Annotated in this window: 13 protein-coding genes and 2 pseudogenes; 6 read left to right on the forward strand and 9 right to left on the reverse strand. The window is 68.2% G+C overall.

The window, feature by feature from the left end:
- Nucleotides 1-9: 9 nt before the first annotated feature.
- On the reverse strand, nt 10-1098 hold the full coding sequence (locus IG62_RS0101885; protein WP_234326161.1) for an Lrp/AsnC family transcriptional regulator: 1089 nt from the start codon (nt 1096-1098) through the stop codon (nt 10-12).
- A 193-nt stretch (nt 1099-1291) separates the two neighbouring features.
- Between IG62_RS0101885 and IG62_RS0101890 the strand changes: the two genes are divergently transcribed.
- The 3 genes from IG62_RS0101890 (at nt 1292) to IG62_RS0101900 (ending at nt 3656) form a co-directional block, all read left to right on the forward strand.
- Nucleotides 1292-2008, forward strand: a complete 717-nt coding sequence (locus IG62_RS0101890; protein WP_030796690.1) for an SDR family NAD(P)-dependent oxidoreductase — start codon at nt 1292-1294, stop codon at nt 2006-2008.
- 130 nt (nt 2009-2138) lie between these two features.
- The gene (locus IG62_RS0101895) at nt 2139-3143 is read left to right on the forward strand and encodes an amidohydrolase family protein (protein ID WP_030796692.1); all 1005 of its coding nucleotides are present in this window, start codon (nt 2139-2141) and stop codon (nt 3141-3143) included.
- Nucleotides 3144-3341: 198 nt separating this feature from the next.
- A complete protein-coding gene (locus IG62_RS0101900; protein ID WP_030796694.1) occupies nt 3342-3656 on the forward strand; it encodes a DUF1330 domain-containing protein in 315 nt (104 codons plus the stop codon).
- Nucleotides 3657-3661: 5 nt separating this feature from the next.
- Here the strand turns inward: IG62_RS0101900 and IG62_RS44040 are convergent.
- Nucleotides 3662-4612 (reverse strand): annotated as a pseudogene (locus IG62_RS44040) (IS5 family transposase); the annotation flags it as partial.
- Nucleotides 4531-5424, reverse strand: a complete 894-nt coding sequence (locus IG62_RS0101910; RefSeq protein WP_030796698.1) for an NADP-dependent oxidoreductase — start codon at nt 5422-5424, stop codon at nt 4531-4533. The pseudogene IG62_RS44040 and the gene IG62_RS0101910, both read right to left, overlap by 82 nt.
- A 69-nt stretch (nt 5425-5493) precedes the next feature.
- On the opposite strand from IG62_RS0101910, the gene IG62_RS0101915 reads away from it, so the two are divergent.
- Nucleotides 5494-6069, forward strand: coding sequence for a TetR/AcrR family transcriptional regulator (locus IG62_RS0101915; protein WP_030796700.1), 576 nt, complete (start codon nt 5494-5496; stop codon nt 6067-6069).
- 503 nt (nt 6070-6572) lie between these two features.
- Here IG62_RS0101915 and IG62_RS0101920 read toward each other — a convergent pair.
- From IG62_RS0101920 to IG62_RS0101930, 3 genes are read right to left on the reverse strand one after another with little or no spacing between them, the layout of a single operon-like run.
- Complete coding sequence (locus IG62_RS0101920) at nt 6573-7388, reverse strand: class I SAM-dependent methyltransferase (RefSeq protein WP_030796702.1); 816 nt, start codon at nt 7386-7388, stop codon at nt 6573-6575.
- 9 nt (nt 7389-7397) lie between these two features.
- The gene (locus tag IG62_RS0101925; protein WP_030796704.1) at nt 7398-8645 is read right to left on the reverse strand and encodes an MAB_1171c family putative transporter; all 1248 of its coding nucleotides are present in this window, start codon (nt 8643-8645) and stop codon (nt 7398-7400) included.
- Between the two features lie 4 nt (nt 8646-8649).
- The gene (locus tag IG62_RS0101930; protein ID WP_078871744.1) at nt 8650-9210 is read right to left on the reverse strand and encodes an ImmA/IrrE family metallo-endopeptidase; all 561 of its coding nucleotides are present in this window, start codon (nt 9208-9210) and stop codon (nt 8650-8652) included.
- 389 nt (nt 9211-9599) lie between these two features.
- On the opposite strand from IG62_RS0101930, the pseudogene IG62_RS0101935 reads away from it, so the two are divergent.
- Nucleotides 9600-9788: pseudogene (locus IG62_RS0101935) on the forward strand (alpha/beta hydrolase); the annotation flags it as partial.
- Between the two features lie 197 nt (nt 9789-9985).
- Here IG62_RS0101935 and IG62_RS0101940 read toward each other — a convergent pair.
- Entirely contained in the window at nt 9986-10483 is a 498-nt protein-coding gene (locus IG62_RS0101940; protein WP_030796711.1) for a hypothetical protein, read from the reverse strand.
- A gap of 603 nt (nt 10484-11086) precedes the next feature.
- Between IG62_RS0101940 and IG62_RS0101945 the strand changes: the two genes are divergently transcribed.
- Entirely contained in the window at nt 11087-11407 is a 321-nt protein-coding gene (locus IG62_RS0101945; protein WP_030796714.1) for a pentapeptide repeat-containing protein, read from the forward strand.
- A 182-nt stretch (nt 11408-11589) separates the two neighbouring features.
- Here the strand turns inward: IG62_RS0101945 and IG62_RS0101950 are convergent, their stop codons facing one another.
- Entirely contained in the window at nt 11590-12825 is a 1236-nt protein-coding gene (locus tag IG62_RS0101950; RefSeq protein ID WP_030796716.1) for a lipase family protein, read from the reverse strand.
- Between the two features lie 261 nt (nt 12826-13086).
- A complete protein-coding gene (locus IG62_RS0101955) occupies nt 13087-14244 on the reverse strand; it encodes a Dyp-type peroxidase (RefSeq protein WP_030796720.1) in 1158 nt (385 codons plus the stop codon).
- Nucleotides 14245-14334 lie beyond the last annotated feature (90 nt).

Genomic DNA, 14334 nt, shown 5'->3' on the forward strand with positions numbered 1-14334 from the left:
GCCTGGGTCTCATGAACGCTTGCCTGTCCGGCCGCGCGTTGGTGAGCGGTCCGAACCGTCCCGTGACCGCTCGGGAGGATTCTCGGGCCCGACGAGGCGATCGCCGGACAGTAGCGTGCCCGCCTGCTTGACGTGCTGCAGGACAGGTGAGATCTCCATGCTCTGCAGGCCGGGCAGGGACCCGATGCGGTCCGACGTGAATTCGAACAGTTCGTCGAAGTCTCGGCAGTGTGCGACGGCGTGGATGTTGTAGGGCCCGGAGATGGCCGCGGCGAAGGCGATCTCGGGTTCTCGCGCAAGCGCGCGTCCGACGTTCTTCACCGCTGACGGATGCACACGCAGCCACAGGTTCGCCCGCGCGTGATAGCCCAAGGCGGCTGCGGCGATCTCGACGTCGATGTGGACGACGCGTTGCTGGAGCAGGGTGTGAAGGCGGCGGGATACGCGGCCCGGCGTGGAGCCCGCCGCCGTGGCGAGGTCGACGAGACTGGCGCGACCGTCTGCGGCGAGCGCCTCGAGAATCTTCTCGTCCTCGCCGGTGAGGCGTACGGGGTCTCCAGCGACGACCGGGGACTCCGTGAAAGGGGGGCCGTCGCTCCCGAGCATGGCTTCCTGCTCCGGGGACAGCACGCCGTGTAGTGCGGCCCAGTAGTGGCCGCGGCCTCCCATGAACTGGCGGAGCATGGCGAAGGCGTTGATGTCGAGCACCGCCGCGGTGCGCGGAAGCCGTTGACCGAGCAGTTCCTCGCGCTGCGCCTGAGTCCGTGACTGCGTCGCGCAGGTGACCTCGCAGCCCGCTGCGCCCACGGCTACCCAGTTGACATCGTCGCGCTTGGCGAGTGCGCCGGCGATCGCGGCGACGCTGCCGGGCCGGCAGCGTAGTCGTACCAGCCATCTGCTCTGTCCCAACGCTCCCGGATTGACCATGCCGGCGACGCGGATGACGCCGTCGGCGCACAGGCGCCGGTACCGGCGGTTGACGGCGCCCTCGGTGAGGCCGAGCACGACCGCCATCGAGGCGAAAGAGGCCCGAGGAGCGACCTGCAGTGCCCGAATGATTCGCACATCGTCGGGCTGCAATTCGAAGGATTCAGACATTGATGCACCAGCCACAGGGGGAATCCTATGACTGGGCCTGTTTGAGTCGCGCCCGCGGCAGCACGCCGAACAGACTCCTCCCGTACCGATGAGGAGCCAGCCACAGCAGCGTCACGGTCCGCCCCCCCCGTGGCGGTCTCGGCGAAGGACGCACGAAGTGAGCTCACGACATAAGGAACGGAGATGACGCCGGATGTCATCGACTGTCATAGGGAAGCAACCGCCGACCGCTCTCATCGTGGGGGCCTCGCGCGGCCTGGGTCACGCGATGGTGGCTGAATTCCTCGGCAGGGGCTGGAGCGTCATCGGCACGGTCCGCGACACTTCTGCGCGAACACCCCTGCACGATCTCGCAGACCGGGCCGAGGGGCGCGTCACCATCGAGCATCTCGACATCAACGAGCCCGATCACCTTGCGCCCCTGCACGAGCGTCTTGCGGAACGCGAGCTCGACCTGCTCTTCGTCAACGCGGGCATCACGAACAATGAGCAGACGCTCATCGGCACGGTCGCGACAGCCGATTTCGTCGAGGTGATGGTCACCAACGCTCTCAGCCCCATGCGGGTCATCGAGGCGCTCGAAGACCTCGTATCCCTCACCGGACTCATCGGAGCGATGTCGTCCGGGCAGGGCAGCATCACGAACAACACGACCGCGGGCCGCGAGGTCTACCGGGCAAGCAAAGCGGCGTTGAACATGTTCATGCGCAGCTTCGCGATCCGGCAGGCCGAGACGCAGCGCGCCTTCGTCCTCTTGGCGCCGGGCTGGATCCGCACCGCGCTCGGTGGGCCGGACGCACCGTTCAGCGTCGAGGAGAGCGTCCCGTTGCTGGTGGACGTCCTGCTCTCCCGACTGGGCACGCCTGGTCTGGCATACCTGGACCGCTCGGGTCGGACAGTGCCCTGGTAGCCCTGCCGACGGCCCTTGCGGACGGCCGGACGAACACAGCAGGGACCGTCAGCGGCCTTATCACTCGAATTGACCAGCCCTCATCGCCCTTCGCCGACGTGGCCGACGCACGCACAGGAGATCGCAACGGATGACGACTACGCCTCTCATCGCCGTCGAAGAACACTGGACCATGCCGGACGTGACGTCCGCCCTACGTGCTGTGCCGCACCCTGATGAAAGCCTGGTCCTGAGCGAGTGGGGCGACAATCAGGAACGTCTGGAAGACATCGGAGCCGGTCGCATCGCCGCCATGGACGCTCAGGGCATCGACGTGTCGATCCTCGCCCTGACGCCGCCGGGAGTTCAGCCGCTACTGCCCAAGGAGGCACTGGCGCTGAGCCGCGCTGCGAACGATATGGCTGCCGCGGCCGTCGCCCGCCATCCGACCCGTTTCCGATCGCTGTCCACTCTGCCCATGTCGTCACCGAAGGACGTCGCGGGCGAGCTGGAAAGAGCCGCAGGCATGGGGCACGTAGGCACCATGGTCTACGGCCGATCAGGCGACCTTTTCCTCGACGACCTCGCCTATGACGACTTCTTCTCCGCCGCATCGGAACTCGGCCAGCCCGTGTTCATCCACCCGCAGCTACCCTCCAACGCAGTCCGGGACGCCTCATATCGCGGATTCGACCCCATGACGGACCTCGCCCTCGCCACTTTCGGCTGGGGGTGGCACATGGACGCCGCAACCGCGGCGCTCCGGCTGATCCTGCGAGGAACGTTCGACCGTCATCCCGACCTTCAGGTCGTGCTCGGCCACTGGGGAGAGATGCTGCTGTTCTGGCTCGACCGGGCCGACAGCCTCTCCCGCATCGCCGGCCTGGAGCGATCCGTATCGGACTACGTCCGGTCAAATTTCCACATCACCACCTCCGGCATGCTCAACCCGGCCCTCCTGCAGCACGCGCTGTCCGTCACCTCCGTCGACCGATTGATCTTCTCGACCGACTACCCCTTCCAACGGCCCACCCGAGAAGAGATCGATTCCTTCCTGAACCACTTCCCATCAGACGCGGAACGCCGGCAGTTCTCGTCGGCCAACGCGGCATCCCTGTACGGCATTGACTTCTCAGCCGTTTTTGATGGCTCTTGAACGATGCCGCAGAGCCTGATGACGATCGCGGCAACGCCCCGGGGCCCGTTGAAAGAGCCAGAAGTTCTCCGGTGAGGCACTGTCATGGCTTCAGAGCTGAGCTCCAAGCAAGCGCGTAAGCCCTGATCCTCTGGCGTGTCTCCCGAATAGTCTCGGCCCTGACATCAGTACACGCCGAGTCCTAAGGACGGGGATCTCATGCCCGCTTACGCCATCATCAACGTCGATGTGCTCAACGAGGAAGCTGGCCTGGCTTACGCAGACGTGGCCCAGAAGTCCATCCTCAGCCACGGCGGCCGTTACCTGGTCGCGGGCCCGACACCTGAGCCCGTCGAAGGCACGTGGGATTCCTCCCGGGTCGTGGTCATCGAGTTTCCCGACATGGACCGGATCCGGGAGTGGTACGACTCCCCGGAGTACCAGCGCGCCCGGGCGATACGTGAGGGCAAGGTTCGTGTGGGGATGCTGTTCGTTGAGGGCACGGTGCCCGAGGGCTTCTCGCTCCCGGTCTAGATCGTTTACGGTGGCTCTTGGACGGTGTCGCGGAGCCAGATGACGATCGCTGCAACGGCCAGGGTGCCGTTGAAGATGTAGTCGCGTTTGTCGTACCTGCTGGCCACTGCACGGTACTGCTTCCACTTGCTGACGCATCGCTCGACGGCACTGCGGTGGCGGTACTGGGCCTTGTCGAACACCGGAGGACGTCCACCGGTCCGGCCCTTCCGCTGTCGCTTGGCTTGCTGGTCATCGGGCTGGGCAATGGTCGCCTTGATGCCCCTCCGTCGCAGATAAGCACGGTTGTCGTAGTGGGAGTACGCCTTGTCACCGCGGACGCGATCGGGTCGGCTGCGGGGCCGGCCTGGTCCGTGCCGCCGGATCCGCAGGGCCTCCAGCACAGGGATGAACATGGGGCTGTCGCCCCGCTGGCCTGGAGAGGTCTGCCAGGTCAGCGGGCGGGTCCGGTCGTCGGCCGGCAGATGGACTTTGCTGGTCAGTCCGCCTCGTGAGCGTCCCAGCGCCTCTCGCCCATCGGTTTCCACACGCGCACAGCCGCCCTTTTGCGGGAAGTCACGCGGCGACCGGCGGCGGGCACCGGCCGCGTGCTGATGGGCCCGGCAGGACGTGGAGTCGATGTTCACCGCCCCTTCGGGCCGCCGCACGCTTTCCTTCTCGACGGCCTCGGCCAGTGCCCCATCCGGAGCGGCGGCGTCAGCCTCGATCTGTAACCCGGTCAGGATCTGCTGCCAGGTTCCGTCAGCTGACCAGCGGCGGTGCCGCTCGTGAGCGGTCTGCCAAGGGTCGTACCGTTCGGGCAGCTTCGCTGACGACGCTTCCCCACTCGTTACTGACTTGCTGTTCGGGGCGGGGACGCCGGGCGGGCGGCGGCTCAGATGACCAGGACCCGGCGCCCCCGGGTGTGGCCGGCGCGGCTGTCGGCGTGCGCCGCCGCCGCCTCGGTGAGCGGGTACGACTTCTCGACCGGGATGCGGAGCCTACCCCGGGCGATGAGGTCGACGGCCTCGGTGAGTGCGTCCGGCATGCTCCCGGCCACGCCGGAGAACCGGACGCCCAGCTGCGGCGCACCGAGGTCGGCGATGGAGACGACCTTGCGCGAGTCCCCGGTCAGCTCGACGAGTTCGCGGATCACGCCCGAGCCGGCCAGGTCGAGGGCCGCGTCGACCCGGCCCAGGTGCCGCACTCGTTCGACCCAGCCCTCGCCGTAGGTCGTGGCGAGGGCGCCCAGGCCGCGCAGGTAGTCCTGGTTCGCGGCCCCGGCCGTGCCGATCACCGTGATGCCGCGCTCGCGGGCGATCTGCAGCACCGCCGACCCGACGCCGCCGGACGCGCCGCTGACCAGCAGCGTCTGCCCGGGCCGCACGCCGACCTCGCGGATGATGCGCAGCGCGGTCTCCACCACCGACGGGTACCCGGCCGCCTCCTCGAAGGTCAGTCCCACGGGTATGCGGGCCCAGGCCGACAGCACGGCGAACTCGGCGTACGTGTCGGTGCCTTCGCCGAACACGCGGTCGCCGACCTCGACCCCTTCGACGCCCTCGCCGACCTCGTCCACCACCCCGGCGGCGTCCAGTCCGACCCCGGCGGGCAGCTCGACCGGATGGGCTCCCAGGACTTGGCCCTCCCGAATCCTCCAGTCGACGGGATTGACACCCGCCGCTCGTACGGCGATGCGGATCCGACGGGGGCCCGCGTGGGGCTCCTCGGCTTCCACCAGTCGCAGGACCTCGGGACCGCCGAACTCGGCGAAGCAAATTTTCCTCATGGGCCGAAGGTAACCCTAACCGTTAGCCTTTCACAACCGTTAGGAATTGGTACCTGGTAGTGTCAGGGCATGACCGAGCCGCCCGGACGCCGCGAACGCAAGAAGGCTGCGACCCGTCAGAAGATCGCCGACACCGCGCTGCGGCTCTTCCTGGAGCGCGGGTACGACGCCGTGGGCATCCGTGACGTGGCGGCCGAGGCCGACGTGGCCGTCACCACGGTTTTCTCCCACTTCGCCTCGAAAGAGGCCCTGGTGTTCGAGCGCGACCATGACTTCGAGCAGCGCCTCACACGGGCGGTCACCGACCGGCCCCCGCACGAGCCGCTCATCCCCGCGCTGCACCGCGAGGTCCAGGCCCTGGTGCGGCACTGCACGGCGGAGGGTAGCGCCCCCCTCCGACGCATGATCGAGGGATCACCCGCCCTGCGGGAGTACGAGGAGTCGATGAGCCTGCGTCACGCGCAGGCGCTGGCAGCGGCGCTGGCCGCCGATCCCCACCTGTCCCGGAGTGCGACGGCCTGCCGGGCGACCGCGCGGTTCGTCATCGACGCCTACGCGCTGGCCTGCCAGGCGGACGATCCCGGGGCCACGGCGGACGAGGTCTTCCGGATGATCCAGGCGGCCTGGGAAGCCACCGCGCCCTGAGCCGGGGCGCCGGCCCGCTGCGGCCGGGGCCGGGGCACGACACAGGCGGGTTGCACCGGGCGGCCCGTACTGGACCTGTCCGCCCGATCGTGTGACTTCCGCCTGGCCTGGGCCATCGACTGGGGCATCGGGCATCGGGCGGACCGCACCCGGTTCGAGCCTATGTGGGAGAAGATCTGCGACCCGTGTCTCGGACCCGGGCCGACCCCGAAAGACGCCCAGCAGCCTGGCCGCCGACAAGGCCTGTAGCAACGGGCCGTGCCACGACCACCTGTGCGGGCACGGCATCCGGCACACGATCCCGGAGAAGGTCGACAGCCAGGCGCCAGGCCGCCCGCCTGAGGAAGGGCTCCCCGGCGGGCGGCCCGCGGCAGCCCTCGTCATCTGGCTCCACGCATGATCGGCCGGACAGCTCCTGGATGTCCTTGAGGGCAGCGTTCCGGCACGCCTTGGCCTGCCGGTGTCGCAGGGGGAAGGCCAAGGCAGGCAGGTCGGTGGTCGGCTCAGTGCGTGCTCGCGGCCTCTTCGGGGCGCCGGCCCCATGCGGCGATGGTGACTTGTGGGATGTCGATGAACGCCGGGTCTTTGAGGAGGGTGGTGAATTCCGTCAGGTCTGCTTCGGTGATGAGGCCGTCGGCGAGCATGGCGGGGGCTGCCTGGGTGATGAGGGGGAGCCAGCGGTCCTTGGTGGTCCCGCCGCCCATGCAGCCGAGGTTTCCGGCGAAGGACACCTGGCTCAGAGCGTTGCGGGCGAGCAGGGAGGGAAGGCTCCGTGCCCACGTCATGTCTGCGCCGTTGTCGCGGTATGTGCGCTGGTAGGCGGCCAGGACGCGCTGGACGAGAGGCGAAGGCGAGGTGTCGGCCGGCAGGTGGTACGGCTCTTCGACGACCAGCCATCCGCCCGGGGCGAGCCAGCGGGTGGCTCGCGCGATGACCTCGTCGCGCTGGGGGAGGTGGCACAAGAGGTAGCGGGCGTGGATGAGGTGGAAGCTGCCGGGCGCGTAGTCCTCAGAGGTGATGTCGGCTTCCTGGACCTCCAGGTTCGTGGCGTGGTGTGCGTCGAGGTGTCGGGTGTCGAGGTCGACGGCGACCACCCGTCCCTGGGGGCAGCGTGCGGCGAGCCAGTAGGCGATGGAACCGGCGCCCGCACCCAATTCCAGGCAGTGGGAGGAGGCTTCGATGGGAAGCTCCTGGAGGACTTTGATGGTGAACGCATCGACGCTGTTCTGGATGGATTGAAGGCGTTCACGTTCGTTGGGGGCCTGATTGCTCAGCAGGCCGGTGCGGTAGGGGGCTGTGGTGGCGGGGTGCTGTGTCATGAATATCGCCTACGTGGTGGTTTTGGTCGGAGTGTGGTGATCGCGTCCCTCCGGCATGGCGGGAGCGGGAGCGGGCGAGGGCCCGGACGAAGGCGCGGGTGCGGCGGGGGAGTGGACGAAAGAGCGGACAGCGGGAAGCGTGCGAGCTCGCAGGACGGCGAGCAGGAAGTCGCTCTCGCTGCGGAGCCCGTCGTCCTTGAGGTTGACGGGCGTGAGCGGGTTCGGTTGGGCAGCGCCTTCGGCCGCCACGGCCTGAAGGGCGCTCTGCAGCCAGCACGCGGTGACCGCTGGTTCGAGGTGTTCTTCGGCAACACCGTGCTCGGTGACGTGGTGTCGGGCGCGCTCCACCACCTCGGGCCGCACGTAATCCTGCAGGACGAGCAGGACATCGAGGATCTCGATGACCTGGCGGTAGAGCCTGAGCCGGATGACCTGCGGGCTGCCCAGCACTGCACGGATCCGCCGGTGGGGCCTCTCCAGGGTGACGTGCGGGACGGCCTCGGTCAGGTCACGCCACAGGGGACTCAGAGCCCACAGGGCGCGTGCGTCGCGAGCCGCGCGGCGGATGGTCAGCGCCAGGGGCAGGCAGACCCCCGCGGTCATCAGCCAGGCCGTGACGCCGATGTTCAGCGGGAACAGTGCGCCCAGCCAGGCGGGGCGTGCCAGGAGGAAGGCCAGAACGACGCACCAGAACAGGGAGGACGAGGTGAAGCCGGCAGCGAGCAGCAACAGGCCGGTGCGCAAAGGCCGGTCGTCATGGGCCTGGCGGCCGTAGCGCACACACAACACCGCGCAGGGGACCGTGCCGACAAGATGCGCAGCCACCAGAATCCACCAGAAGGGGCTGTACCACGGGACGGCCTGCGCCGTGACGCAGCCGGCGTGCGGCGCGATGGTGAAGTTCAGTGTGATCAGCGCGACGATGGTGATGATCATGGGGCCGTAGATGAGCCAGGGACGGCGCCGGGACATCGCCGCGAGGACGAAATCGAGGATGAGGGCCGAGCTGAGGACTCCCCAGGCGTTCATGAACAACCCGCAGCTTTGGGCGAAGGTGAGGGATTGGTTCAACACCGCGGTGACAGGGTCGAGGTAGACCGTGATCGACCCGGCGATCCCGACCACGGCGAGCAGCAACATCTTCTGCTGATGGGAGTGACGGGCGGCAGGCAGTCGGAGAATGATCACCAGCCACAGCGCGGCTGCGCCCAACAACTCGACGCGGGAACCGAGTTCGTAGAGGGAAAGTGTGGTCATGGCCCTACTCCCGGATCCCGAGTGCGGCCTCCAGCTTGCCCCGCACTCCTGTCGACGGCGAGGGCGTGAGGATCCCCGCGGCCGAGTAGATCAGGCTGGCGACGAGTTCGGCTTCCTGCTCCTGCTCATTGGTGTAGTTACTACGGCCCAGGAGCCGGCTGATCATCTCGGGCCGGATGCTGGGCAACAGCATGGCGAGCGCCTCGTGGAACTCCCGGTCGCTGCGGCCGTGTTCGCACAGGATGTGCCCGATTTCATGGAGAATGATGTGCTCCTGGTGGAACTTGGTGGTCTTCTCCTCGACGTAGATGTTGTCGTCGGCAGCGGTGGCTATCCACAACCCGCAGGCGTTGATGGCGGCTCCGATCGGCACGGTGTGGATCCGGATCGGCCGCCCCCGCCGCACCGACAGCCCCTTGACGAAGGCGTCGACGGAAAACGGCCGGGGTAGGTCGAGTGTCTTGACGAGCGCCTGACACCGTTTGCGTACCTGTCGTGTGGTCATGGTGTCGCCTTGCCCTTCGATCGGACACCGGTGGAAGTAGACGTCATGTTCGTAGCGCATGGCCAACCTCCTTAGCAGTTTGCCAAACGGCTTCGAGGGCGGTTGCAGCAAGTCGGCCGCTTCCTGCCGTCGGTCGGCGCCGCATGACGCAGCGAGCCCGGACCCGCCCCGGCACCGGCGGTCCGCTGGGTACGAACCGGGTCGCGCGCCCGCACATCTGGCTGAAGTGATCACACGATGCTCCGAGGGGCAACGTCTGCTGGGCCCGCAGTCCGAGACAGCCGACCCGTCGCCCGCATCGCTCACCCTGCTGCTCTCCTTTCTGGGGCGCGACGAGGGCATCTCGTTCGACTTCCTGACACAGTGGCGGGTGGTCCCTGTCGGTCGACCAGGACAGCAAGTCAAGCCCGGCTCCGGCGTCCCTTCGAGATCCGTGAGACTCGAGATCCGTGAGATTGGGCGAGATCCCCGGCACCCTGTGGACACCTGGCTCCGCACCGGCCCCGCTGATCCTGATCGGCCACAACGGCGGCTTGCACAGGCGGGAACAGCGGCTGGTGGCCCGGGCCCGGCACTCCGCGGCTTACGGCTACGCGGTTGCCGCCATCGACCATCCCGGGCACGGTGCCCGGCCTCGTTAATCTGGTACTTCCATGCGATCGCATCGATCACCTGTCGATGATCGCGCCCCGGACGCCGCGCCCCGGCCGCCGCGGCACGGCGACCGGTCAGGAGCAACGGCTCGATCCAAGCCCACGGGGCATCCGTCAACGGCACGTCCGTGCAAGGTTCAGACGCTCTTCAAAGACACGATCCAGGCACCGCCTCAAACGTGTTACGAGGCGCGCGGCAGCGCGAGCCAGTCCTGCCAGGTAATGTCTCGGCCCAGATAACGGGGCTGCTGAAAGGGCCAGTCGGTGGCGATCCACTGCGGCACCAGCGCGTCGAGCGCGCGCTCGACCTCGCCGCCGACGAGGTCGTCCACCACCCACCAGGAGACCTCTCCATCGGAGCCGGTGCGCTCGGGCGGGTCGATGTAGACGCAGCCGAGGATCGCCGTCTCCTCCTCGTTGAGCAGCGCGTAGTTGAACGACTGGTGCGCGGCTATCTCCTTCTCGTGCCGCAGCAAGTCGATGCGGTCCTCTTCATAGGTCATCGTCTCCTGGGGCCAGCCCCATGCCGGGCCGAAGATTTCCCACAAGCGTTCTCTGGAGCCCATCACGGCGGGGTAGTCGAGCGCGGTGTCCGCTTCCCGGATCGGCCGTAGGTGAACCGCGGTGTTGGGCACGGGCACGTAGACGGGGTGGACGAAGTCGTCAGGCAGCCAACTCATAAGGTTTGAGGCTACAGCCGGTCGGCGCGGAATGATTCGGGCGGAGCGGGCGGCGGAGGCGGGCTCGGGGTGGAGTGAGGAGCGCCTGCCGCCCTGGTGCCGGGCCGGCTTGCGGAACGGGCACTACAGGGCTGTCCGTACGGTCACCACGCACCCGTAACGAGGAGCATCCCGGACAGGTGCCGGCTGGCTGTATGGCGCTGCATATCGGGTCGCTCGGTGCGGCGGCTCGATCCAGGCGCCTTCTCTTCATCGCGCCAGCTTGAGGGCGCCTGCAGCGTCCTGTGCGCGCAGCGACAAGAACTCCGTGCCGGGCAAGCGGCCGGTGGTGGAATTGCGCAATGGCGGGCTATGTCGTGGCTCGGATCCCGTGAGTTCGCCGAGCGTGAACAGCGGGAAACTGCTTGACCGTTACGGAACGTCTTTGCGGGCATGACACCTTTCAGAACCGAACCACCTCCGGCTCCGCCCGCATGGCCCCATTGCGGCTGTGGCGCACGTCCCTCGACCGACCCCATCGGTTGCCGAGGTATCCGGGTCCCCGCGCATTCCACATGCCTGGCCCACCTGAACCAGCCGGACCGCACTGACTACCTGGCCACGTTGTCGCCTGGTGCGGATATCGACCACCGTGGCACCGCCTTCACCGATGAACTGCTCCGCGAGCTGCTCGACGCCCTCACCGACCCCGCCGAAGGCCGGCCGAGGGTAGGCATGGCCCACTTTGACCAAGCCGAGTTCTACGGCGATACCGTCTTTGATGCCGTGACCTTCGCGTTCCCCGCCTGGTTCGCGGGAGCCACGTTCGGCGATGCTGTCAGTTTCAACGGAGCCGAGTTCGGCGGCGAAGCGCACTTCGAAGGGACGCACTTCGGCGGCTCTGCCGCAGCCCGGGTCGCCCGGGACTTCCAGCGGCTCGGTTGAGCGTCCGGTGGCCGCCGTCCCGGTTGATGCCGGTCAGTAGGCCCACCGCGCGCGTGTGGGTGGTACAAGCGGTACGGCTGGCCGCACCGCTACCGCTTTCGCATGTCGTCTCCCCGTGGCACATCGGAAGGCTCTCGCACGCACGTCTTGCCGAAGTTGGTGCATTCATCCCTCCTTCATCCCTAGCGGACGGTGTCGAACTCGCGCACCACCTGTGGCAGGGCCTTGAGGACCGTCGTGCTGTGGTCCAACTTCCCTACGTCGCTGAGTCGTTGGTTGGCTCCGTGGGCAGCCAGCTGGCGCTGGCAGTGCAGGGAGTTCGTAAAGGAGACGTCCTTGTCGCCCTTGGCGTGAAAGAGGTGCACCGGGACTTCGGGACGCCAGTCACACGTGGTGTCCATCACCTTCAGTTTGCGTCGCAGATCCCCCGTGGGGTGGCGCACCTTCTGGAGGAACTCTTCGGTGAACAGTCGCTTCGAGGTGTTGGGCAGTGCTGCCATGAGCTGCGCGGCCTCGTGGTCGCCGTCGAACAACGTCTCCACCGTCTTGTCGTAAGGGGCTCGGAACGCCTGGTGCGGGGCGCCGTACAGCCCGTACATCCGGTGCCACGCGGTGGCGAAATAGGCGAGGTACAGCGACGACCGTTCGACCTTGTCGTCTGCCGCGGCGGCCTCGAATCCGCTCAGGTCGAACGGGCCGGCGATCGGGGCGAGGGCGCCCGGACGGAAGTACGGGTCGACGCCCTGCTGCAGCGCCCGCCCGAACAGCATCGTGGCGGGGCCGCCCTGGGAGAACCCGCTGATGAGTACGCGCCGGTCGAGGCCGCGACCGTCCCTGCGGGCCACCGTGCGAGCCGCCCGCAACGCGTCCACTGAAGCCGTAACGGTCGCCTTCGGGTTCCCGTACGGATGGATTCCGGGGCCTTTCCCCAGGCCGAGGTAGTCCGGGGCAGACACCGCGCGCCCGGTGGAGGCGAACAGCAACGCCGTGGCCCGGTCGGGTGATTCGTCGTTCACCGAAGCGACCTCTCCTCGGTACACCTCGGTGCCGTGCAGCCAGGACACGACCCGAAGGCTGCGCTCGTCGTTCTTCGGCATCGCGACCAACTCGCTGGCCGTGCTGGGCCTGCCCTTGACATCGACGGTGCGATACACGATCCGGTTGGCCCGCACGCCGTAGCGCACCCGTGTGGTATCGATACCCGCCTTGGACAGGCGGGCTGTGACCTCCTTGGTGTTCAGGTCCGCCACGGGGGTCACGGAGACCACCGAACCGCGCGCTGCGGGCTGCTGGTGAGCAGACGAGGAGGCATGCCGGCTGTCTTCGCCGCACCCCGCCGCCGCCAGTACGGTCACGGCACACACCAGGGCGAGGGCGGCGTGCTTGGCTGCTCTTCCGTCGGACCGAGAAAAGTTCATGGCTGGACTCTGCCGTTCCCGGCACACTCGGCACATTGCGACTAACACCCCACTCGGCAGGGGGTTTTCCCTACCCGACCCGCGCGGCCGACCCTGGTGTCGGCGTCGATGACGATGTGCCCACCCGCGACCACACGATCGCCGACCAGCCCGAGAACTACCGCTACTCCACCAACCCCGGTGGCAGCGGCGCACCCTCCAGTACGAGGTGGAGCGCGGCGGCGGCAGCTCTCGGTGACCGGGTCGGTAATTACGGCCTGATCAGCCGAACAGCTGGGAACCGAGCGGATGTTGCCGGTCGAAGCCGGGGAGGATCAGGAAGGTCGCGCTGGCAGTGGTGGTGGTGAATGGCAGCAGTGCGTCGGAGGTGTCCATGTGGGTGAGGGTGGCGGTGAAGGTCCGCAGGTCGTTCTGGAAGCTGATGAAGAGCAGGCCGGGGGCGGGCTCGTCGGTGCTGTAGGAGCGGCGGAGCATGAGCCCGACCCCGACCGCGGTGGCGTGCGCTCTGCGCACATGGGCATCCGCGGGGACGAGATAGCGCCCGTCAGGTGTCTTGGCGCCGAGTTCCGGACCCGAGGCGGCACTGCCGCCGGAGAGGGGGACGCCGCTGGCCCGGCGCCGCCCGAAGACCGCTTCCTGCTCGGCTACGGACAGGGCGGCGAACCTTGGCAGGTCGAGTTCCATGCGCCGCAGCACGGCAAGCGTGCCGCCGGCGACCGCGGGGGGCCCGGCCAGCCACAGGTCGCGCTGTTGTTCGGCGGTCGTGCGCGGGCCCACGATGCCATCGATGAAACCGAGCGGGTTTCGTGAAGCGGTAAGGCCGTTGCCGACGGACACGTTCGTACCGTGGCGTCCGGACTGCCGCCAGCGTTCGCGGATGCGGTCACCGGCCTGGTCCAGGAGCGCGGCGGCGGCGACCGGTAAGAGCAGCGCGTCGCTGGCGCAGATCTGTATCAGCAGGTCTCCGCCGCGTGCCCGCGGTGCGATCCGTTCGCGGGAGAATCGCGGGAGGTCGGTCGTGCCGGGCAGCGAGGCACCGGCCGTGCGCACCAGCCGGGGGCCCACGCCGACGGTCACGGTGAGGTCGCCCGGCGGCAGGCCCAGCAACCGCGGGTCGGTCCCCGTGGTGAGTGTGCGGATGGCCTGGCCGAGTTCGGTGAGCAAGGGGCCGGGAGCCACGGTGGTGCCGAGGTCGGCCACCACGGCCAGCAGGTTGGGCTGGGCCGGCTGGGGAAGCGTGATGCCTGCCTGATGGCGGCCCATCGCCGCAACCGGCGCCGGCGTGGCCGCTGGGGTACGGGCGTGCCGGTCTGACTGGGCGGAGTCCGATGTGCACCCGGCGGTCAGGCCGGCGGCCACCACGGCGCCGGTGACATCGAGGAACCTGCGGCGCGACGGGTGGTGATCGGCTCGGTGCATGGTGTGCAGCGTGCCATACCCGCCTCGTACGTGCCGGTCAACCTCGCGATTCTGGCGTGGACTTGGGCGTCATGCCAGACTGGGATCATG

The sequence above is a fragment of the Streptomyces sp. NRRL S-337 genome, from assembly GCF_000720175.1.
Taxonomy (GTDB): domain Bacteria; phylum Actinomycetota; class Actinomycetes; order Streptomycetales; family Streptomycetaceae; genus Streptomyces; species Streptomyces siderophoricus.